Raw genomic sequence first — 18830 nt, forward strand, 5'->3', positions numbered from 1 at the left:
CGGATGACGAAGCACTGCTGCCCACCGAACAAGCAGGAAGGCGCCGCCTACATGAAACACGCTGCCCTACTTCGCCACGGCGGAGTCACCGCGTGAGCGCAGCTCCATCACCTGAGCACAGGGTCGACCTGGACAGCTGGGACTTGGGCGACGTACTCGCCGTCGTCGATACGCCCGACGCCCTCATCAAGAAGGACCGATCTTGGACAACGACTGATGTTGTCACCGCGACGGTCGGCGTGGCCACCGGCGGCCTTGCGGCGGTTCCTCTGGCTGTGCTGATGCTGACGGGACGTCGTACCGGGTCGGCGCAACCGCCACACGCTGCACTGATGGAGGTGGAGGACGCACGAAACCTCGTCCAGCGGGATCTCCTCTTCTTCCCAGAGGGCGGACCCAGCAGCGGTCAGGTCTACGCCAGGCATCCACTGCGACGCCGCGACTACGTGCCCTACGCCGCTTTCCATCGCCTCGTTCTGAACGAGAAGTCAGTCGAGGCCGCCAGGTACTTGTTGTCGCTGGGCGCGCGGGACATCGAGATCACCTGGCGGGAGTCGAGCGGCAAGGCAGCGAAGGCTGAAGGGCGCATCGACCTGCCCAACGCTGAGGACATCTCGCTCGCGATGGGGTTCGGTCGCGATGACAGCGGCAAGCTGGCCATCCGCATCACCGGCGCGGGCAAGGCGAGGCCAGTCCTGGATGACCTGATCTGGCCTGGCCGAGATCCGATGTTCAAGCTGATGCGCACCTCTGCCGACGCTGGCGCCGAGCAGTTCCATTTCGGCATCAAGACGGAGCAGTCGGCATCGGTGAACGCCGGCGCAGCCGTGAAGCTGAGGGAGCTCGGTTTGAGCCTCGGCGGTGAGTACAAGCGATACGAGGACCTCGCGTTCACAGTGGACGCGACGTTCGCTCCCGGCCAGTGACAGGCCAGCTCCCAGCGTCGGCTGCGCCCGTCGACGTCATGCAGGGATGGCGAGAGCGCCACGCGGCGCTGGCCGAAGGGTGGCGCGCCCTCAGCGTCGCCGAACGGGCGCACGGCGCTGCAGTGGTGACGCAGTGGGAGGACCGCCTCGGCCAGCTGCAGGACACCCAGCGGGACCTCGTGCAGACCGGCCGCTGGAGGGGCGGCCCGCGCACGCTGCTCGCGGCCCTCGACCAGCAGTACCGGGAACTAGCCATGACCGCCGGGCTGGCCTGGCTGCTGCGGTCGGATGGCCACCACGGCCTCGGCCCCGCTGTGCTCGACGGGCTGCTCGACCACCTCGCGATCGACGGCTCCGGTGCAGAGGCCGGCGTGCGGGTGGTGCTGGAGGAACAGCGGGACGAGACCCGCGCTGACCTGATCGTCTACGGCGGCGACTGGACGATCGTGCTGGAGGCCAAGACCTTCGCCGTCGAGCAGGACCGCCAACTGGACCGCCTGTACGCGCACTGGCGGGACGAGTCGGCCCCCTGCTTCGTCTTCCTCACCCGCGGCCAGCGCCCACCGACCACCGCGGTGGACAGCCGCGGCCAGTGGCGAGCCCTCACGTGGGAGCAGGTCGCCGACATCGCCCGGGCGGCTGCCACCTCGATGACCGGGGCGGCACCCGGCGTCCACGACTACATCGCCACCCTGGAGGCGTACCACCGTGTCTGACCCGACCATCCCCACGCGCGAAGATGCCGACGCGAAGGCGTGGTTCTACCTCGACCACCGGCACGACATCGAGACCTGGGCTGCTCTGCGCTCAGAAGGCCGCCAGCTCCTGGATAAGCACCTTGTCGGCGTCGTGACGCAGCTGGAAGAACTCGCCGAGGAACTCGACGCTGAGCTGGAGACCAACGATCTGGACTCCGGCTCCTGGCCCAGAGCTGGCCTGCGCCGTCCGATCTGGCAGCACAACGGAACCGCGGACGTCAGCGTCGTCATCCAGTGGGAACGTGCCCGCCTACTTGCACCGGGCTCTAACGAGTGGCCGTACGTTGCCGTGCGGCTGCCCGCTGACGCGGCCGATGAGGAACGCCGGCGACAGATCAGTGACGCCATGCGACCGGTGCGGGCACAGCTCAAGGGGTCGTCGAGTCGGACGTTCCCGTTCTGGCGCTACGTGCTGCCCCCGGCTGGCGCGCCGCTGGCTCCCGACGCGCTTATCCAGGACGTCCTGATCGCCTTCCGCCAGCTGTGGGATGGCGCAGCCCCGGCCCTGGACGCGCTGCACCCGACTCGGACTGGCTGACCGCGTCGGTGGAGGGCCCCGGTGGCGGGGGAGTGGCAGTTGCCCCCGACGCGCCGATGCCCGGGCAAACCTGGCAAGGGGGGCTTGTCGTCGGTCAGCTGACGCCTCCGTAGGCTGCCGGGGCCTGGGCCTGCCAGGATCCGACGGACGAGCTGGAGGGAACCCGTGTCGGTCATGTCGACGACGGAGGGCCCTGCCGCCGAACCGGTCGCATGACGACCTCTCCGCGTGAGCGCGTGGGGAACCTGACATCTCGTTTGCGACGGCTGACCGCACGGCCGAGCACCGGGGTCATCCTCGCCGGTCTCATGCTGCGCTCGAACACCTGGATGCACCGGCGGGTGGAGTCGCTGCGCATGGACGCCAACGGCGGCACGACGCTGCACGTGTCGTTGGACTACACGCTGCCTTCTCCGGCGATCGAGCGCAGCGGGAAGCGGGTCCTCCTACCCCTCGGCTTCGTCCGGAAGGGCGCGCTGCGGAAGGTGAACACCCGGGGTGCATCCGGTCAGCCGCTACCCATCCTGGACTCCGAAGAGAACGGCAGCCTGGCTGTCGAGATGCTGCTGGCGCTGGCCGGACAGGTGCTGCCGGACACGATCGTCTCGTCCGAGGAGTGCCGAAACATGCTCGAGGGGGTCGTGTACTGCTCCCCGAACGGCGCTCCGGAGGCCGTCGCGCAGTTCGAGGCCTGGCTCGGTTCACAGGAAGACATGGAGTCCGGGCCCGCGCAGGAGGTCTTCGCCTCCATGACCGCCCAGTTGGCGCACAACTTCTTGTTCGCCGTCGAAGTCGAAGCCGCCGTGGTCGGGACTCGTTCGATCGTGAAGTACTCGTACGAGGACGAACTGCCGGAGATCCGAAAGGTCAGCATCCCGACCACCATCGCCCGCAGCATCCCCCAGTTCGGTATCGCGGCGAGCTGGCACTTCGAGGTCGAAGCTCCGGCGGGCCTCGGTGTTCGCGCCTTGCGCGTCCGGGAGTACGACATCGACGGGACCCTCGGCAACGAATGGGAGGACCGGGCTCCCCGTCGGGACCCGGAGACCGTCGCGCATGTTGCCTGCCGTCCGGATCACCGCCTCACGACGGCGACAGCCGACATCGTGCTCACGCCGCAACGCCGGGGGCTGCCCCGTGTCTCCCTTTGGGGTGCCGTGCTGACCGGCGTGCTGGTAGCGCTCGCGCTGATGGCCCGGGCCTTCCCGGACGTCTTCATCGCCGAGAGTCCGGCGGGATCGTCCCCTGCGTCGATCCTGCTGGCGGGTCCGGCGCTGCTGCTGTCCTGGCTCAGTCGTGCGCCAGAGCACGTGATGGTGGCTCGACTCCACTGGCCGCTGCGGCGTGTACTGGTCGTGTCCTCCTTCGTGTTGTTCGGCATGGCGCTGGTCGTCACGGTGCCGTTGACGTCGCCGTGGACCTGCATCGCCTGGGCGCTGATCGCCGGGGTTCAGACCTGGGCTGTCCTCGAGGCCGCGTGCCTCTACCGTTCTGTCGTACGGACCACCTAGCGTGCGCACCACCATGAAGGGAGGCGGGATGACCACAGACAGCGTCGCCGAGAACGGCGTAAAGCGAGGACCTCGTCAGGGCGAGGCCGACATTGTGATCCACACCGCCGAAGGCGCCATCGTTGGAAAGATCAAGAGCGTCAAGGGCCGTGTGGCCACGGAGCGCGTCATCGAGCAGTTGCTCAAGGGCGGCCCAGTGGGTGCGAAGACCTCTCGCCGCTGGGTTCTCCGCTCCAAGCCGGTCGACGGGCGGTAGCTCCGCTTCAGCTGTTCGGCAGGGGGTGCTGATTTCGGCCCCGATGGGTGCGGAGCCCGCGGCGCGTTCGTAGAAACGGATGCCCTGACCTCTCAGTTCACTGATCCACGAAGACCCCACCAGGACCGTCTTACTCGAACCCACGTCCAAGGACGCGGAGGCGAGCAAGCCGGCCCAGCCCCCATGAAGAGCCCCGGCACCGTTGGTGTCGGGGCTCTTCGCTGTTCCGCGCCTGGGTCGGCGACGGCTACCGGCTTGATCCAGCCACGCCCGTCCGGCCCCTTGCAGGTCACCAAAGGGCTCCTGGAAGCGCACCTCAGTCACGTCGTCATCGTCGATGTATAGGCGCTCGAAGAAGGTCTGCGTCAGCAGTCGACGGGTGGTGTCGCCGGCGTTCTGAAACAGCTGTTGCGGCTTGTCGAGCAGGCGGAGGGCGGCCGTCAGGGACTCAGCCCCTTCCGTCAGGTCCTGATCAACGGTCTCCAGCTGCTGACGCAGGCGGTCCCGGTCCTGTCCCAACTTCGTCAGGCGGCTGCGCACCTTGGCGACCGGCAGCGCTCCCTCGGCGGCCAGGTCGATGAGGCGTTCCTCAGCGGAGCTCAGTCGCTCCAGTTCAGCGCTGAGGGTGCTGCACAGTTGCCGGGTCGAACGCTGCTCGTCGGCCATCGCCTCGCTGACGCGGGCTTCGACGCTGGCGGCGAAGTCCGCCGGCAGCGCCAGGTTCGCGTACTCCCGCTCAACAGCGTCCTCAACGCTTTCGATGCGGAGGTACGGCAGGTCGCAGACGCCGGTCTGCCGGCCGCGACAGAGGAAGTAGTAATACGAGCCGCCACGGCCGTTGCCCTGCGTCAAGATCAGCCGGTGCTCGCGGCCGGCCCGCTGGCAGCGGCCGCAGAACAGCATGCCCTTGAGGAAGTGCTGGTGGACGACGTCACGGGAGCCCCGGCGGGAGCGTTGGTCGGCGACCTCTTGGACGCGCTCGAAGAGCGGCCCGTCCACGATCGGGTCATGCCGACCCGGGTACAGCGCACCCTGGTAGGCCAGCACGCCGGTGTAGTACGGGTTAGCGAGGATCTGCCGCAGCTGCTCCAGCGACACCGGCTTGGCCGGGAAGCGCTTCGTCGGACGAGACCGCAGCCCAAGGTCGGCCATCGTCTGCGTCAGGCGGTCCAAGCTGTACTCACCGGTGGCGTACAGCTCGAACGCCTGACGGACCAGCGGGGCGCGCTCCGGGTCAAGCGCCACGCTGGGGACGAGCCTGCCCTCGAAGTCCTCGCGGACGTTCTTGTATCCGAGGGGTGCCTTGTTGATCGTGCCGCCGCGCTTAGCCTTCTCACCCATCTTGTAGCGGATGTCCTCGCCGTCCTCGGCGGAGCGGAACTCGTTGATGGCGCTCATGATCCCGAGCGTCAGGCGGCCGACCGGCGTCTCGTCGATGTTCTCGGTGGCGGACAGCAGCTGCGCCTTGGCGGCGCGCAGCTGCATGATCACCTGGGCGCTCTCCTCCCAGTTGCGGTTCATCCGGCTGAGCTTGTAGACGATGACGGCATCGATGTCGCGGTCGGCCTTCAGCCGTTTGAGCATTGCCTGAAAGGCCGGGCGGCTCTTCATGCTCGTGCCGGAGCGGCCCGGCTCGACGTACTCGTCGACAATCTCGATGCCAAGCTGCTCGGCCTTGCGCTGGCAAGCCGCCCGTTGCGCCGGGATGGAGATGCCTTCGGGGTCGTAGTCCGTGGTGACCTGGCTGACGGTGCTAACCCGCAGGTACAGCACGGCCCGCTGCGGCGCCTCAAGGCGGCGGTTGATCATGCGGGGACCCCTTCGCGCGCGGGCTGGCGTAGCCAACTGGGGGAGAGCTGGCGATAGTAGGCCCGGCGCGGCCGGAAGCTCGTCCGACTTGTGGACGGCGGCGTGCAGCGCGGCTGCGGCTCACTCAGGCCGAGCTGCGCCAGTCGGACGGTGATGGCTCGCTCCGAGACGTCGAAGTAGCGGGCCAGCTCAGCCGGTCGCTGCACGCCGCGCCCCCACAGCCGCTTGAGCAGGCGCTTCGGCATGAGGGTGCAGCCAGCGAAGTAGTCGGCGGCCTGCTCGGCTTGGTCATCTGCCGTCCGGCGGCGGTGGTCGGGATACAGCCGGTCGGTCGCCCCGTGATCAACGATGTGCTTGTACTCGTGCAGAAGGGTGAAGCGCTGGCGGGTGCGCGGCTCGCTGGCGTTCAGCACGATGATCCAACTCCGGCCGTCCCAGAAGCTCATGCCCGACGTCGGCAGCTCTTCGCGCCGGACACGGATGCGTGGCAGCCCGGCGATGACGGTCCAGTCGAGGGGCGTCTCGGTGTTGTCCGTCAGCTCCAGCAGACGGGCGGCCTGCAGTTCGGCGACCTGCAGGGCTTCGCCGGGCTCCAGCGCGCGCACGGGTATGACGGCCCGGAGGGACGCCAGGACACTGTGGTTCTCAGTTGTGGGTGCTTGATTCATGGCGTTCCTCCTTTCGTTAGTGGTTGCGGTGTTGGTCAGGGGCGTTCGTCCTCGCCGTCCTGGGGGCCCTGCAGGCCGTAGTCGCGGGCCACGCGGTCGAAGACGGACTCAATCTCCTGAACGGCCTCGGGCGGCAGGTCGCGGTACTTGCTCCTGAGATAGGGCCGGAAGGCCGGCAGCTCGGCCGGTGGCAGCCAGCCGACGACCCCGTACAACTCAGCCGCGGGGATGCCAAGGACCTTGCCGATGGACTGCAGCTTGGCGGCCTTCGGCTGCTCGATCCGCCCCTGTTCCAGCTTGAGGACGGTGGCGGCGTCGACGCCGGCGGCGCTGGCGACGCCACGGATGGACATGCCCTGCTTGGTGCGCCGCCTGACGAGCAGTGCGGCGAGGGCGGTGCGTTGGGCGGTGGTCATAGGCAGGGCTCCGGTTAGTGCTTCTATTATTGCGCCATTGTTGATTTGGAGCAACGATTGGCCGCCTATTTCACAACGCCGATTGGGGCTGTCCCGATACGCCCTCCGCGGCCAACTCGAAAGCGTCAAAGACGAAGGTGCCGGCGCGGCGCGGTGCGTCGTAAACGTAGAAATGGCCGGACGCCTCGAAGTCCCGCACCACGGCTTCGCCGTCAAATCGGATGTAGGCCCGCAGCCAATTAGGCAGGCGCTGGATGCGGCCATCGGCGCCGAGCCGGGCCAATAGGTCCTGGCCGAAGGCGTCGCGGCTGGGATAGTGGCCGAGATAGCTGCGGCGGAAGTGGTCGGCGTTGCGGCCGCCGGTCCAGATCTGGAAGACGTTCCAGGCGTCCTCCAGCTTGTCGCGGTCATGTTGTGTCTCACTCATGTCACCTCCTTTCCATTAGTTGTTGTCCGCTCGCAGCCCTGGCCGGTAACGGTCGGCACGAAGCAGGCCGTCGTCGTCACCCGGAACAGGTCGTGGTCCGGGCCGTACTGGCGACGAATGGCCTGGGCGACGGCAGTGGCGCGACGGTCGTCCGGCACCACCCAGAGCACCGCCGGGAAGACGCCGCGGGCTGCCTGCTCGCGTCCGGTCTGCCGGTAGCGCGCGTACTGAGCGCACTTGCGGAGCAGCGTCGGCAGGCTCTCGGTCGCCCGGTCCAGCTCGATGAACCAGCTGTCCTCGTACTCCGCACCCGCCGTGACGGCGTAGAGGTCGGGTTTGAGCACTTCGCTTGCGCCGTGCGGCCCGAGGTAGGGCCGCCAGCTCGCCGGCTCGTGCTGCAGGGTGAGCAGTTCTAGGTCACCGCGGCGGTCGGCCTCCACGAGCCCGACGGCACACTCGGCGACGGCCAGGGTGTGATCGACGAAGCGCAGGCCGGGCTGCTTGTGCCGGCCGCGCGGGGTATCGGCGTCCTGGCGCAGCAGGCGCTCACCAACGGGGCCGACGCGCCAGACGTAGGAGGCCGAGCCGGCCCGCACTCCGCCGATTCGGCGGTCAAGGTGCTCGACGACGCCGAGGCTGTGCAGGCGTGCCAGTACACGTCGGCAGATGCGGCTGGCTGCCCCTTCGGTCGCATGGTCGGCGAAGTGCAGGCGCTGCAGCTGACCTGTCGAGAGCAACCGGCTCTCGGCCAAGCTGAGCAGTACGCCGCGTTCCCGTGGGCTGAGGTCGGCCTGCAGCCGGAGCAGTCGCCGGGCGCCTGTCCGCCGCCGCGTGACAGACCCTCCGGACAGTCCACGGGAGGACAGACTTTCGGGCGCCTTCGCAGCGCGGTAGCGGCTGCCGACCTCGCCGTTCATCTCGCTCAGCTCAACGCGAGCGGACGGGCGACCGGACCACCTCTGATCCGCCGTCATGACGGCCTCCGGCGGCGGCCCGTCGGTGCCGCAGGTCCGCTGGTGTCCGGCAGGAGCCTCGCCAGGTCGGCTTCAATCTCGTCAACAGGTCGGCCCCAGCGTTCGCGGCTGCGGCGGCGCAGCTCGGCAGGATCAGCGGTCGGCGGCGGCAGTGGCACCGTCCTGCCCGAGACGAACGGGCTGACGCCGGCGCCGGTGTATAGACTGGCGTAGATCTCGTAGCTGCCAAGTGCCGTCAGGTCGTCGGAAGTGAGCTCGGGATGGCCGCGGGCGATAACCCGGGCGTCCGCCTCGCTCAGGCTGAAGGCCACCCGGGAGCGGGCGTTGGCGAGGACGGCACGCTGCATGCCGTCCGGCAGCTGGCCGAGGAACTGGTGCGCCAGCGTGAAGCCAGCGCCGTAGCCGCGGGTTTGAGCCAGCACTTCGTCGAGCGGTGTGCCGGTATGCAGGTAGTCCTGAACCTCGTCGATGTAGACCATGACGGGGTGGCGGCGCTCCGGTGGGATGGCCGCCCTGGACTGCAAGGTCTGCCACAGCTCAGCGACAAGCAGCGAGCCGAGCAGCCGGACGGCATCCTCGCCGACGACGCCGCGCTGCAGCGGCACCAGCAGGATGCGCCGCTCGGTGAGCACCTGCGTAAGCGAGAAGCGCGGCCGGCGCTGCGCCAGCACATCGCGCAGTCCAGGCCGCAGCAGCGGCCGCAGCTTGTTCATGACCGGCGCGATGGCGTTCAGACGCTCCGCCTGCGACCAGCTCTCGAAGGTCGCCCAGAACGGCTCGATCAGCAGCGGGTCGTGGATGCCGGCGGTCAACGTGCGACGGACGCCGGGATGCGTCAGCAGCAGCGGCAGCAGGGCCAGCGTGGCGTCGCCCTGGCGGACCAGCGTCAGCAAGCTGGCGTAAAGGATGTCCTGGCTGCGCGGGCCAATGCTGGCGCCGTAGAGCTGCTTGAAGACGCTGAGCACGCTGTCAGCGACCAGCTCCGGTCGGCGGCCGTGGGCGGCCAGCGGATTGAGGCCGACGGGGGCGGCGTCCTGCGCATCGAGAACGACGACGTCGTCCCAACGCTCGCGCGGCACCCGGGCGAGGACATCGCGGACAAGGTCGCCCTTCGGCTCAACGACCACCACGGCGCGGCCATCGGTGATGTCCTGACTGATGAGATTCGCGAGCAGCGTCGACTTGCCCGTCCCGGTCGGCCCGATGACATGCAGGTGCTTGAGTGCCTGGGGGAGGCCGAGCGCTAGCCTGCCGCCCTGCCCCGGTGCCGTGACGGCGGCCAGGACCCGACGACTGCCGGTGGTGCCCGGCGTCGGCGGCAGCTGCCGTGGATGGACAGCGGGCTGTCCCGGCAGGACGGCGTCACCGAGCGGCCAGAGCGTCAGGGGCAGCAGCTCGGGCACACCGAGCCGCAGCGGCCAGCGCCAAGGCGATCGGGACAGGTCCAGGTGCCTCGCCTGCTCCGTCGCCGTGCCAGGCAGTGACGTACCAGGGTGCAGTGGTTGAGGACGGGCTGGCCGTCGGCACGGCCAGCGGGATGCGCCGCGGCCCGAGGAGGAGCTGAAGGACAAGCTCCTCGTCGGGACGGAGGCGTGTCAGGGCGGCCAGGACGGTGAAGACATCGGCCTCGGGTGCTGTCACACGCAGCGGCCGATGACGGGTGTTCAAACGCAGGCTGCCGACGGCCTGCACGGGCGCGCGGTCGGCGAGCGTGGCCTTGGTGGCCGCTGTCGCCGTGAGGTCGTGCAGCGGCGCAGTCAGGATCGGTAGTGCCTCGGGCCAAGCACCGAGGAAGTAGCGGACACCCTCAGGACGGGCACGGGCTTCCAGCGACACGACGGGGCTGCGCCGGTCAGTTGCCCAGGCACGCAGCACGGAAGCGGCGCGGTCGACATCCAGCGGGCGGCGCCAGTGCAGCTCGTGCCAGACGGGAGAGCCGGCGCTAGCCATCGGCAGCCTCCCTGTCGTGCCGACCGACCTCTTGCTGAGCCGCCGCCTCGGCGGCTGCCTGCTCCATGGCGAGCTTGATCAGCGCCCGACTGAGCTTGTGCACGTCGGGCTGGTCGCGGCGAACGGCCCGGACAGAAATGCGACGCGTCCCCCGGCCCTTTTGCCTTCCTTGCTGTTGCTTGTTGCTCACATTCCCTCCTTTCGCCGTGCCGCCTTAGTGTTGACTTGTATCAACGCACGTCCTTTTGTTATACGTTGCGATAAATCAACGGTCAATCATCGTTGTGCATAGCACGGCAGCGATTGGAACGTATCGAACAGCAGTATTTGCGACGCATTCACCAGCCGCGAGCGCGTGTCCGCCAGTGCCAGATTCCGTAGCCCATAAGCACGACGATGGCAGTGGGTATGAGCACAGGCAGCGCCTCGCGCAGCAGCTCGGCAGCGAGATTGAGGGCCGCGGAGACCACCAGCACCATGAGCGCGAAACCCACGATGCTGGTGGTCCACGACCGCGGGCCGGTATTCACGCCGGCAGTCTCTTGCGTTTGCAGCAAGCGTCGGTCATGAGATGCCGCCGCGCCTCCTGCGGCCGTCCTCTCGGACGACCGCCCGCATCGCCGAGATTGTCGCTCGCGTCAGTACATCAATCCGACGACGGGCGAGCTCGGCTTCAAGCTGCAACCGCGCCTCGCGGTGCTGGACGCGGCGCCACCTGACCGTGTCGTGCAGCACCAGGGCTGCGATCAGGGTGATCAGGATGAGCACTACGACAAGCGTGACCATGTCACAGCCGCCGCATCCGCTGGTGCAGCCGGTCGAGCTCGCTGGCGACGGCGGAGGCGTGCATGTCCGCGATGAAGTTGAGCCGGCCGCTGGCCTGCGGCGTCAGCTGCTCCATCGCCGTCTGTGCCTGGGCCACACGGGTGACGGCACCCAAGGCCGCTCCAGTGGCGGTGGTCAAGGAGTCGAACTTGGCCAGCGCGAGGTCCGTCTCGATGTCGACGGCCGTCTGTCGAACCTGCCCGTCCGTTGTCAGTCCGTCGATCGCGCGGAGGCCGCGCCGAGACGGCCGGCTGGGGAGGTTGGCGGAGTAGGTGCTGAGGGAGCTCACCGTGACCTCTTTCGGGGAATCGGTGGACCGGCGGCCTTATGCCTCCGGTCGGCGACAAGGAGGACGCTGCCGTGCAGGACGAGCTCGCCACAGACCCGTTGATTCGCCGGTTGTGCCTGCAAAGGGCACGCCAGTGACCGGGGCACCCTCGAACATGACCACCCACCGCGACGCAAGGCAGGATGACGTCGTGAGCGAGACCGTCTCGGAGGAGATCGAGCCACCACCGGCCGCCTCCAAGGACGTGCTCGCGGAGCTGCAGCTCCTCAGGCAGCGCGAGGGCATCTCGATGCGCAAGATCGAAGACGGCTGCCCGCATCTGCGGCGCCTGCGCGCAACCACGCATGAGCTCACCCTGCGCCGGCTGGCTCAGGGCGACCGCCACGTCGCCGCGTACAACGTCATCCGCTGCGCCGTCGACAAGCTGGTCATGAGGACCAGGCTCAACATCATCCTCACCCGCACGCTCAACCTGCACGGGCCGGACGACAGTGACTTGGACTTCCGGCGCAGAGCGCTACAGAAGGAAATGCAACGCAGCGAGCGGGCGTATCGGCGCTTAGAGGACGAGGCGTATACCCACTTAGCTGGCGCCCTTGTCTCCAGCGAACAGTCGCCGTGCGAAGCGCAACCACTCCGCCCCAAGCAGGCGGCCGAGGCGATGGTCATACAAGTCCGGGGGCGAAGCAGAAACCGACCGCCTGATTCGAATCGTCTTGGACCTTAGTCTTGAACGGCGCGACTGGGCCGTCAAAGCGCTCAGTACCGGACTGCTGAGCGACGTGCCGAGGTTGCGACACCTCCGGCTCGAGGGGTCCGGCGTGACTGATTGGGGACGTGTCCGCAGACTCTTTGAGTACGTCGTGCATACGCACTGGCCGCAGCCTGGTACTGACTTGCTGGACGTGGCGCTGATGCTGCAAATACTTGTCGGGGAGGCTGCCGACTTCGATCCAGAAACGCGACTACTTGCGACGGACCGGCCGCTCCCGTCTGATGTGGCGTCGCAACTGTATGCCGCGGACCGCCCTGACTTCCGGGACGCACTCGAGCAAGGCTTCTACGAAAGACTAAGAGGTAGTATCCAGCTGCTCGTCGAGCTGGTGATCGGTATCGACTACCCGGATGGCCTCATTGGGGTCGGGCGATACGCCGACCCAGCCCCGGGTGCAATTGCCCTACCGCCCGGCTTCGAGAATGAAGCGCAAGTCGAGACTTGGCGCGACGAGGACCGCTAGCCGCCGCACTCTGTCAGCTCGGTGCGATGAGCAACGCGACAGTCGCCGGCAGTGGTCCTCAATCGCTCGCTGCTGCAGCTACGGGCTGATCATCCCGTCGCGAGCCTGACTGACGCGATGTAAGCGACCGCGCGCACGGGCACGGGGAGACAGCGTCGGACACCGTGCCTGATGCTCCCTCACGCCGTGGTCCGCGGCTTGCTCAGTGAGAGCCTCGCCCGGCATTGATCGCTACGCTCGGCCCTGCAAACGGGCGACACCGGGCGCTGCTCACCGGTTCTGTCGGCCCGGGCGTCTAAGCTGCAACCACTGACCTGCCGATGCTTTATAATTGGAGTCATCTATGAGCAATACCAAGGAAAAGCAGCGGGCCGAGTTGCACAAGACGATCTGGCGCATCGCTAATGACCTGCGCGGCAGTGTAGACGGCTGGGACTTCAAGAGCTACGTGCTCGGGATGCTCTTTTACCGGTTCATCTCCGAGAACCTGACTGCATACATCAATGCTGCGGAGCGAAAGGCCGGAGAGGCCAACTTCGATTACACGGAGCTGAGTGATGAGCAGGCCAGGCACGGCTTTGAGGAGACCGTGGCGGAGAAGGGCTTCTACATCTTCCCAAGTGAGCTGTTCGTCAACGTCCGGGCCCGTGCTGCCGACGACGAGAATCTCAACAAGACCCTAGCGAGAGTGTTCAAGAACATCGAAGGATCAGCCCGCGGAACCGAAAGCGAGAAAGACTTCAAAGGCCTCTTCGAGGATCTCGATGTCAACAGCGGCAAACTGGGCGCCACAGTCGCGAAGCGCAACGAGCGGCTAGTCAAGCTCCTGGACGCCATTGGCGACCTCGATCTTGGAAGTGAGTTCACCGATAATACGATCGACGCCTTTGGCGACGCTTACGAGTTCTTGATGACCATGTACGCCTCGAGTGCCGGCAAATCGGGCGGTGAGTTCTTCACCCCTCAAGAGGTGAGCGAACTCCTGGCGCGATTGACAGTCGTCGGCAAGACCTCAGTCAACAAGGTTTACGACCCAGCCTGTGGCTCTGGGTCCCTCCTGCTCAAGTTCGCCAAGGTGCTCGGCAAGGAAAACGTACGGCGCGGCTTCTACGGTCAAGAGATCAACTTGACCACTTACAACTTGGCCCGCATCAACATGTTTCTACACGACATCAACTACGAGCAGTTCGACATTGCGCACGGCGACACCCTGATTGATCCCGCCCACTGGGACGACGAGCCGTTCGAGGCGATCGTGTCCAACCCGCCGTACTCAATCGAGTGGGATGGGGATAGGAACCCGCTCCTCATCAATGATCCACGCTATGCCCCGGCCGGGGTGCTAGCGCCCAAGTCAAAGGCCGACTTGGCTTTCACGCTCCATATGCTGTCCTGGCTCGCGGTGGACGGCACGGCCGCTATCGTCGAGTTCCCGGGAGTTCTCTACCGGCCGGGTGCAGAGAAAAAGATCCGTAAGTATTTGATTGACAACAACTACGTCGAAGCAGTCATCCAGCTGCCGTCCGACTTGTTCTTCGGCACGCCCATTGCGACTTGCATTCTCGTGCTGAAAAAGTCCAAGAAGGACAACGCGGTCCTCTTCATCAATGCCTCCGCCGAGTTTGTGCGCCTTGCGGCTAAGAACAAACTCACTGAGGCCAATCAGAAGAGAATCCTCAGCGCTTTCACCGCTCGAACGTCCGAGGATCATTTTGCCGCCCTGGTTGACAACACGGCCATCGCCGGCAATGGATATAACATTGCCGCCACTTCGTACGTCGAAGCGCCAGACACACGCGAAGTCGTCGATATCGCGACCTTGAACGCTGAGCTCGAGCGAGTCGTCACTCTCCAGACGGAGTTGCGTGCTGAAATCGACGCGATCGTTCTCGATATTGAAAGCGGACAGCCATGAGCCGGATAGATGAACTAGTGAAGGCGTCCTGTCCGGCAGGTGTTCCATTTCGTGCGGTTGGGGATGTCTCGGTCACAATATCAGTACCCGGCAAAGTGAAGCGCCAAGACTATTCGCTGGGCACGATGTTTCCGATCGTGGACCAGTCTGTGAACTACATTGCGGGATATACGGACGAAGAGGACATTCTTCTTCCGGCAGATGAGTATGTCGTCTTCGGTGACCACACGCGCGCCGTCAAGTTTGTTGACTTCGCATTCGCGCAGGGCGCGGACGGCGTCAAGGTGTTGAAGGCTGCAGCCGACTTGTCCACGCGGTGGCTCTACTACTGCCTCGCCAACCTACATATCCCAAGTAGAGGTTACAACCGGCACTGGACAGTCTTGAGGGAAATGAGAATCCCTGTCCCTCCCGCTGAGATTCAGGCGGAGATAGTCCGGACCCTGAATACCTTCACGCAGTTGGGTGCGGCACTCGAGGACGAACAAGTGGCCCGTCGCACGCAGTTTGCCTACTACCGCGATCGACTCTTCTCATTTGCAGAGGATGAAGTCGTCCCGTGGCGGCCCCTAAGTGAGGTAGGCACATTCACGCGTGGGCGCCGGTTCACGAAGGATGACGTCGTAGTCGACGGCATTGCCAGCATCCACTACGGAGAAATCTATACCGGCTATGGCGTCGCCGCACATGAGCCGTTGTCGCGAATCCGGTCCGAGATGAAAGAAGGTATGCGGTTCGCCACTGCCGGTGACGTGGTCATCGCCGGAGTAGGCGAGACGGTGGAGGATGTGGCCAAAGCCGTGGCTTGGTTAGGCAAGGAAGACGTTGCTATCCATGATGATTGCTTCGCATTCCGCCATGAACTTAATCCAAAGTTCGTTTCATATTACTTCCAAACGGCTCGGTTCCACGCTCAGAAGAATAGGCATGTCGCGCGGGCGAAGGTGAAGCGGATCTCTGGCGAGGGTCTTGGCACGATTCTCATCCCAGTGCCCGATCGGCAGGATCAGGACCGTATCGTGGCGATACTCGACAGATTTGATGTCCTCCTGAACGACCGCTCCATCGGCCTGCCGGCTGAAATCGACCTCCGGCGGGTCCAATATGAGCACTACCGGGACCGGCTGCTTACATTCGAGGAGGCTGCGGCGTGAGCCGCCCCGCCGGCTCGCGTTACGAGCCCATCGCCGTCAGCTCGGAGAGCACCGTTGTTGCCGAATTCGTTCCTGACGCGACGACCGAGTCGGCCTATCAGTCAGAGGCGACGCTCGAGCGGGAGTTCATCCGACTGCTGCAGTCCCAGGCTTACGACTACCTACCGGTAACGACTGAGGCACAACTGGTTGGCAATCTCCGGACCCAGTTGGAAACCCTGAACGGGATTAGCTTCACTGAGACCGAGTGGGAACAGTTCTACGCCGAGAAGATCGCCGGAGCCAACGAGGGCATCGTTGAGAAGACGGTGCGCATCCAGGAGGACCACGTTCAGGTACTCCAACGCGATGACGGCTCGATCGAGAACATCCGGTTGATCGACAAGAGCAACATCCACAACAACCGACTTCAAGTCATCAATCAGTACGAGGTCGGACAAGGCGAGGGCGGCGCTGCGCGGTCTAATCGGTACGACGTCACCATCCTCGTGAATGGCCTGCCGCTTGTGCACGTTGAGTTGAAGCGGCGCGGCGTCGACATCCGTGAGGCCTTCAATCAGATCGATCGCTACCAGCGAGACAGCTTCTGGGCCGGCTCTGGCCTATTTGAGTACGTGCAACTGTTTGTCATCAGCAACGGCACGCTAACGAAGTACTACTCCAACACAACCCGCCGCCAGCACCTCAGTGAGAGCAGTGGCATCAGGCGTGGCCGCAAGACGTCCAATTCGTATGAATTTACGTCCTGGTGGGCAGATGCAACCAACAAGCCGATCCAGGACCTGACGGGCTTCACAAAGACCTTCCTCAGCAAGCATGCCTTGCTCAACATTCTGACCAAGTACTGCGTGCTTACGGCCGACCGTCTTCTGCTTGTGATGCGGCCGTACCAGATCGTTGCCACTGAGCGGCTCCTTCAAAAAATTGCCATCTCGACCAATTACAAGCAACTTGGCACCGTGGCGGCCGGCGGCTACATCTGGCATACCACCGGTTCGGGTAAGACGCTGACTAGCTTCAAGTCAGCTCAACTTACTGCACAGCTGGCGAATGTCGATCGCGTCCTCTTCGTCGTTGACCGCAAGGACCTTGACTACCAGACGATGAGAGAGTATGAGCGATTCTCTCCCGGAGCCGTGAATACCAGCAAGGATACCGCGGCTCTGAAGCGCCAGCTTTCACTTCCGGTTGGTGCCGTGATGGGCAAGCGGGGCAGTGAGCCAATCGTCAACCAGAAGATCATCGTGACTACGATCCAGAAGTTGTCGGGCTTCATCGCGGCTAACAAGGCCCACGACATCTATGACGGCCATGTGGTGATCATTTTCGACGAATGTCACCGCTCGCAGTTCGGTGACATGCACACCGCCATCACGAAGGCCTTCAAGCGTTACAACCTGTTCGGCTTCACCGGGACGCCGATCTTTTCGGTCAACGCCGGCAGCAGCGGCAATCCCAAGCTGCGCACCACCGCCCAAGCCTTCGGCTGCTTCCTGCATGGCGACCCAGCAACCTGTCCGCCCGAGCATCACCAGCAAGCGGTGCACACCTACACGATCGTCGACGCCATCAGCGACAAGAACGTCCTTCCGTTCCGAATCGACTACGTCAACACCATCAAGCTGCCGGAGGGCTTGAGCGACAAGCAGGTGTCGTCGATTGACACGGAGCGGGCACTACTCGCCCCTGAGCGTCTACGCCAAGTCGTCGAGTACACCCTGGAGCACTTCGATCAGAAGACCAAGCGCGCCCAGCATTACGCCTTGGCCGGCAAACGTGTCCGGGGATTCAACGGCCTGTTTGCCACTGCCTCGATTGATGCCGCCAAGCGGTACTACGCCGAATTCAAGTCGCAACAGGAGGCTTTGGTTCCGGATCGTCGACTGAAGGTCGGACTGATCTACTCCTATGCCGCTAACGAAGCGGTAGATGACGACTACCTTGATGAGGAGGGCTTCGAGACGGGAGATCTGGACAAGTCTTCGCGGGATTTCCTTGAAGCCGCGATCCGAGACTATAACGCGGACTTCGGGACCAGCTTCGATACGTCCAACGACAATCTTCAGAACTACTACAAGGACCTGTCGGAGAAGCTAAAGAAGCGTGAGATCGACCTGGTCATCGTCGTCAATATGTTCCTGACCGGCTTCGATGCCACGACGCTGAACACCCTTTTTGTCGACAAGCGCCTGGTTAACCACGGTTTGATCCAGGCCTACTCGCGGACTAACCGCATCCTGAACTCAGTCAAGACATACGGCAACATCGTCTCTTTCCGCGACCTAGAGGATGAGACCAACGACGCCATCGCTCTCTTCGGCAATAAGGAGGCGCGCGGCATCGTCCTGCTCAAGCCGTACGGCGACTACTACGCGGAGTACACCGAGCGAGCTCAGGAGCTGCTGGAGAAGTTCCCGCTCGGCCAACCGATCGTGGGTGAGGCCGCCCAGAAGGAGTTCATCGCGCTCTTCGGTCAGATCCTGCGGCTGCAGAACATCCTGACCTCCTTCGACGACTTCGCGGGCAATGAGCTGCTGACTGAACGCCAGAGCCAGGACTACCGCAGCGTCTACCTCAACCTTTACGCCGACTTCCGCCAAGGCGCCGAGAGCGAGAAGGAGTCGATCAACGACGACATCGTCTTCGAGATCGAGCTCATCAAGCAGGTCGAGATTAACGTCGACTACATCCTGATGTTGGTCCAAAAGTGGCGCGAAGCCCGCGACAATGGCACTGACAAGGAGATTGAGGCCCAGGCCCAGATCCGGCGGGCGGTTGACGCCAGCCTGGCGCTGCGCAACAAGAAAGATCTCATTATGGACTTCGTCGACCGCGTTTCCGCCAGCGGTGAAATCGACGAAGAGTGGCGTACCTACGTCGAGACCAAGCGCACCGACGAACTCAACGCCATCATCTCCGACGAGGGTCTCAAGCCAGAAGAGACCCGAGCCTTCGTGGAGCACGCCTTCCGCGACGGCGCCATCCCAAGCACCGGCACCGCCGTCACCAAGATCCTTCCTCCGGTGTCGCGCTTCGCCCCTGACGGCGGTCACGGCGAAAAGAAGCGCCGTGTCCTGGCCCGGTTGGGCACCTTCTTTGAGCGCTTCTTCGGCTTGTCCTCGGAACCACGGGATGACTCACAGCCGCGGGACGGTGCCTGATGTCAACAGCCCACC

The 18830-nt window shown here is 64.8% G+C and carries 20 protein-coding genes; 9 read left to right on the plus strand and 11 right to left on the minus strand.

Annotation, left to right across the window (positions count from 1 at the left end; all coding sequences use genetic code 11):
- Positions 1-92 precede the first annotated feature (92 nt).
- The 4 genes from ACI79X_RS11110 (at position 93) to ACI79X_RS11125 (ending at position 3733) form a co-directional block, all read left to right on the plus strand.
- Complete coding sequence (locus ACI79X_RS11110; protein ID WP_457025456.1) at positions 93-926, plus strand: hypothetical protein; 834 nt, start codon at positions 93-95, stop codon at positions 924-926.
- A gap of 38 nt (positions 927-964) precedes the next feature.
- Positions 965-1642 carry a PD-(D/E)XK nuclease family protein gene (locus tag ACI79X_RS11115; protein ID WP_457025457.1) on the plus strand — a complete coding sequence of 226 codons (678 nt, stop codon included), beginning with the start codon at positions 965-967 and terminating at the stop codon, positions 1640-1642.
- Positions 1635-2222 carry a hypothetical protein gene (locus ACI79X_RS11120; RefSeq protein ID WP_457025458.1) on the plus strand — a complete coding sequence of 196 codons (588 nt, stop codon included), beginning with the start codon at positions 1635-1637 and terminating at the stop codon, positions 2220-2222. The genes ACI79X_RS11115 and ACI79X_RS11120 overlap by 8 nt, the downstream gene beginning before the upstream one ends.
- Positions 2223-2530: 308 nt before the next feature.
- On the plus strand, positions 2531-3733 hold the full coding sequence (locus tag ACI79X_RS11125) for a hypothetical protein (protein ID WP_457025459.1): 1203 nt from the start codon (positions 2531-2533) through the stop codon (positions 3731-3733).
- Here the strand turns inward: ACI79X_RS11125 and ACI79X_RS11130 are convergent.
- The 11 genes from ACI79X_RS11130 to ACI79X_RS11180 form a co-directional block, all read right to left on the minus strand.
- Positions 3615-5798 carry a recombinase family protein gene (locus ACI79X_RS11130; RefSeq protein WP_457025460.1) on the minus strand — a complete coding sequence of 728 codons (2184 nt, stop codon included), beginning with the start codon at positions 5796-5798 and terminating at the stop codon, positions 3615-3617. The genes ACI79X_RS11125 and ACI79X_RS11130 overlap by 119 nt on opposite strands.
- On the minus strand, positions 5795-6403 hold the full coding sequence (locus ACI79X_RS11135) for an ImmA/IrrE family metallo-endopeptidase (protein WP_457025461.1): 609 nt from the start codon (positions 6401-6403) through the stop codon (positions 5795-5797). The genes ACI79X_RS11130 and ACI79X_RS11135 overlap by 4 nt, the downstream gene beginning before the upstream one ends.
- Positions 6404-6501: 98 nt before the next feature.
- Positions 6502-6882 carry a helix-turn-helix domain-containing protein gene (locus tag ACI79X_RS11140; RefSeq protein ID WP_457025462.1) on the minus strand — a complete coding sequence of 127 codons (381 nt, stop codon included), beginning with the start codon at positions 6880-6882 and terminating at the stop codon, positions 6502-6504.
- A gap of 70 nt (positions 6883-6952) precedes the next feature.
- On the minus strand, positions 6953-7309 hold the full coding sequence (locus ACI79X_RS11145) for a hypothetical protein (protein WP_457025463.1): 357 nt from the start codon (positions 7307-7309) through the stop codon (positions 6953-6955).
- Complete coding sequence (locus tag ACI79X_RS11150; protein WP_457025464.1) at positions 7306-8226, minus strand: replication-relaxation family protein; 921 nt, start codon at positions 8224-8226, stop codon at positions 7306-7308. The genes ACI79X_RS11145 and ACI79X_RS11150 overlap by 4 nt, the downstream gene beginning before the upstream one ends.
- 53 nt (positions 8227-8279) lie before the next feature.
- Positions 8280-9686, minus strand: a complete 1407-nt coding sequence (locus ACI79X_RS11155; protein WP_457025465.1) for a type IV secretory system conjugative DNA transfer family protein — start codon at positions 9684-9686, stop codon at positions 8280-8282.
- Positions 9646-10233, minus strand: coding sequence for a hypothetical protein (locus ACI79X_RS11160; RefSeq protein ID WP_457025466.1), 588 nt, complete (start codon positions 10231-10233; stop codon positions 9646-9648). Before ACI79X_RS11160 ends, ACI79X_RS11155 begins: the two co-directional genes overlap by 41 nt.
- Positions 10226-10423, minus strand: coding sequence for a hypothetical protein (locus tag ACI79X_RS11165; protein ID WP_457025467.1), 198 nt, complete (start codon positions 10421-10423; stop codon positions 10226-10228). The genes ACI79X_RS11160 and ACI79X_RS11165 overlap by 8 nt, the downstream gene beginning before the upstream one ends.
- Positions 10424-10571: 148 nt before the next feature.
- The gene (locus ACI79X_RS11170; RefSeq protein WP_457025468.1) at positions 10572-10763 is read right to left on the minus strand and encodes a hypothetical protein; all 192 of its coding nucleotides are present in this window, start codon (positions 10761-10763) and stop codon (positions 10572-10574) included.
- 34 nt (positions 10764-10797) lie between these two features.
- Entirely contained in the window at positions 10798-11001 is a 204-nt protein-coding gene (locus ACI79X_RS11175) for a hypothetical protein (RefSeq protein ID WP_457025469.1), read from the minus strand.
- 19 nt (positions 11002-11020) lie between these two features.
- Positions 11021-11155, minus strand: coding sequence for a hypothetical protein (locus tag ACI79X_RS11180; RefSeq protein WP_457025470.1), 135 nt, complete (start codon positions 11153-11155; stop codon positions 11021-11023).
- A gap of 382 nt (positions 11156-11537) precedes the next feature.
- Between ACI79X_RS11180 and ACI79X_RS11185 the strand changes: the two genes are divergently transcribed.
- The 5 genes from ACI79X_RS11185 (at position 11538) to ACI79X_RS11205 (ending at position 18815) form a co-directional block, all read left to right on the plus strand.
- Positions 11538-12074 carry a hypothetical protein gene (locus tag ACI79X_RS11185; RefSeq protein ID WP_457025471.1) on the plus strand — a complete coding sequence of 179 codons (537 nt, stop codon included), beginning with the start codon at positions 11538-11540 and terminating at the stop codon, positions 12072-12074.
- A gap of 178 nt (positions 12075-12252) precedes the next feature.
- Positions 12253-12585 carry a hypothetical protein gene (locus ACI79X_RS11190; RefSeq protein WP_457025472.1) on the plus strand — a complete coding sequence of 111 codons (333 nt, stop codon included), beginning with the start codon at positions 12253-12255 and terminating at the stop codon, positions 12583-12585.
- Between the two features lie 343 nt (positions 12586-12928).
- Positions 12929-14500, plus strand: a complete 1572-nt coding sequence (locus ACI79X_RS11195; protein ID WP_457025473.1) for a type I restriction-modification system subunit M — start codon at positions 12929-12931, stop codon at positions 14498-14500.
- 137 nt (positions 14501-14637) lie between these two features.
- Positions 14638-15654: a restriction endonuclease subunit S gene (locus ACI79X_RS11200; RefSeq protein WP_457025474.1), complete on the plus strand. Its 1017-nt coding sequence runs from the start codon at positions 14638-14640 to the stop codon at positions 15652-15654.
- A complete protein-coding gene (locus ACI79X_RS11205; RefSeq protein ID WP_457025475.1) occupies positions 15651-18815 on the plus strand; it encodes a type I restriction endonuclease subunit R in 3165 nt (1054 codons plus the stop codon). Before ACI79X_RS11200 ends, ACI79X_RS11205 begins: the two co-directional genes overlap by 4 nt.
- Positions 18816-18830: the final 15 nt, after the last annotated feature.

The organism is Geodermatophilus sp. SYSU D01119 (genome assembly GCF_054049975.1).

What these genes read in the sequence shown, in the direction of transcription:
- ACI79X_RS11130 (WP_457025460.1), bottom strand. Translation starts at nt 5,798, where the DNA reads ATGATCAACCGCCGCCTTGAGGCGCCGCAGCGGGCCGTGCTGTACCTG.
- ACI79X_RS11115 (WP_457025457.1), top strand. Translation starts at nt 965, where the DNA reads ATGCAGGGATGGCGAGAGCGCCACGCGGCGCTGGCCGAAGGGTGGCGC.
- ACI79X_RS11195 (WP_457025473.1), top strand. Translation starts at nt 12,929, where the DNA reads ATGAGCAATACCAAGGAAAAGCAGCGGGCCGAGTTGCACAAGACGATC.
- ACI79X_RS11150 (WP_457025464.1), bottom strand. Translation starts at nt 8,226, where the DNA reads ATGAACGGCGAGGTCGGCAGCCGCTACCGCGCTGCGAAGGCGCCCGAA.
- ACI79X_RS11160 (WP_457025466.1), bottom strand. Translation starts at nt 10,233, where the DNA reads ATGGCTAGCGCCGGCTCTCCCGTCTGGCACGAGCTGCACTGGCGCCGC.
- ACI79X_RS11140 (WP_457025462.1), bottom strand. Translation starts at nt 6,882, where the DNA reads ATGACCACCGCCCAACGCACCGCCCTCGCCGCACTGCTCGTCAGGCGG.
- ACI79X_RS11145 (WP_457025463.1), bottom strand. Translation starts at nt 7,309, where the DNA reads ATGAGTGAGACACAACATGACCGCGACAAGCTGGAGGACGCCTGGAAC.
- ACI79X_RS11125 (WP_457025459.1), top strand. Translation starts at nt 2,531, where the DNA reads ATGCTGCGCTCGAACACCTGGATGCACCGGCGGGTGGAGTCGCTGCGC.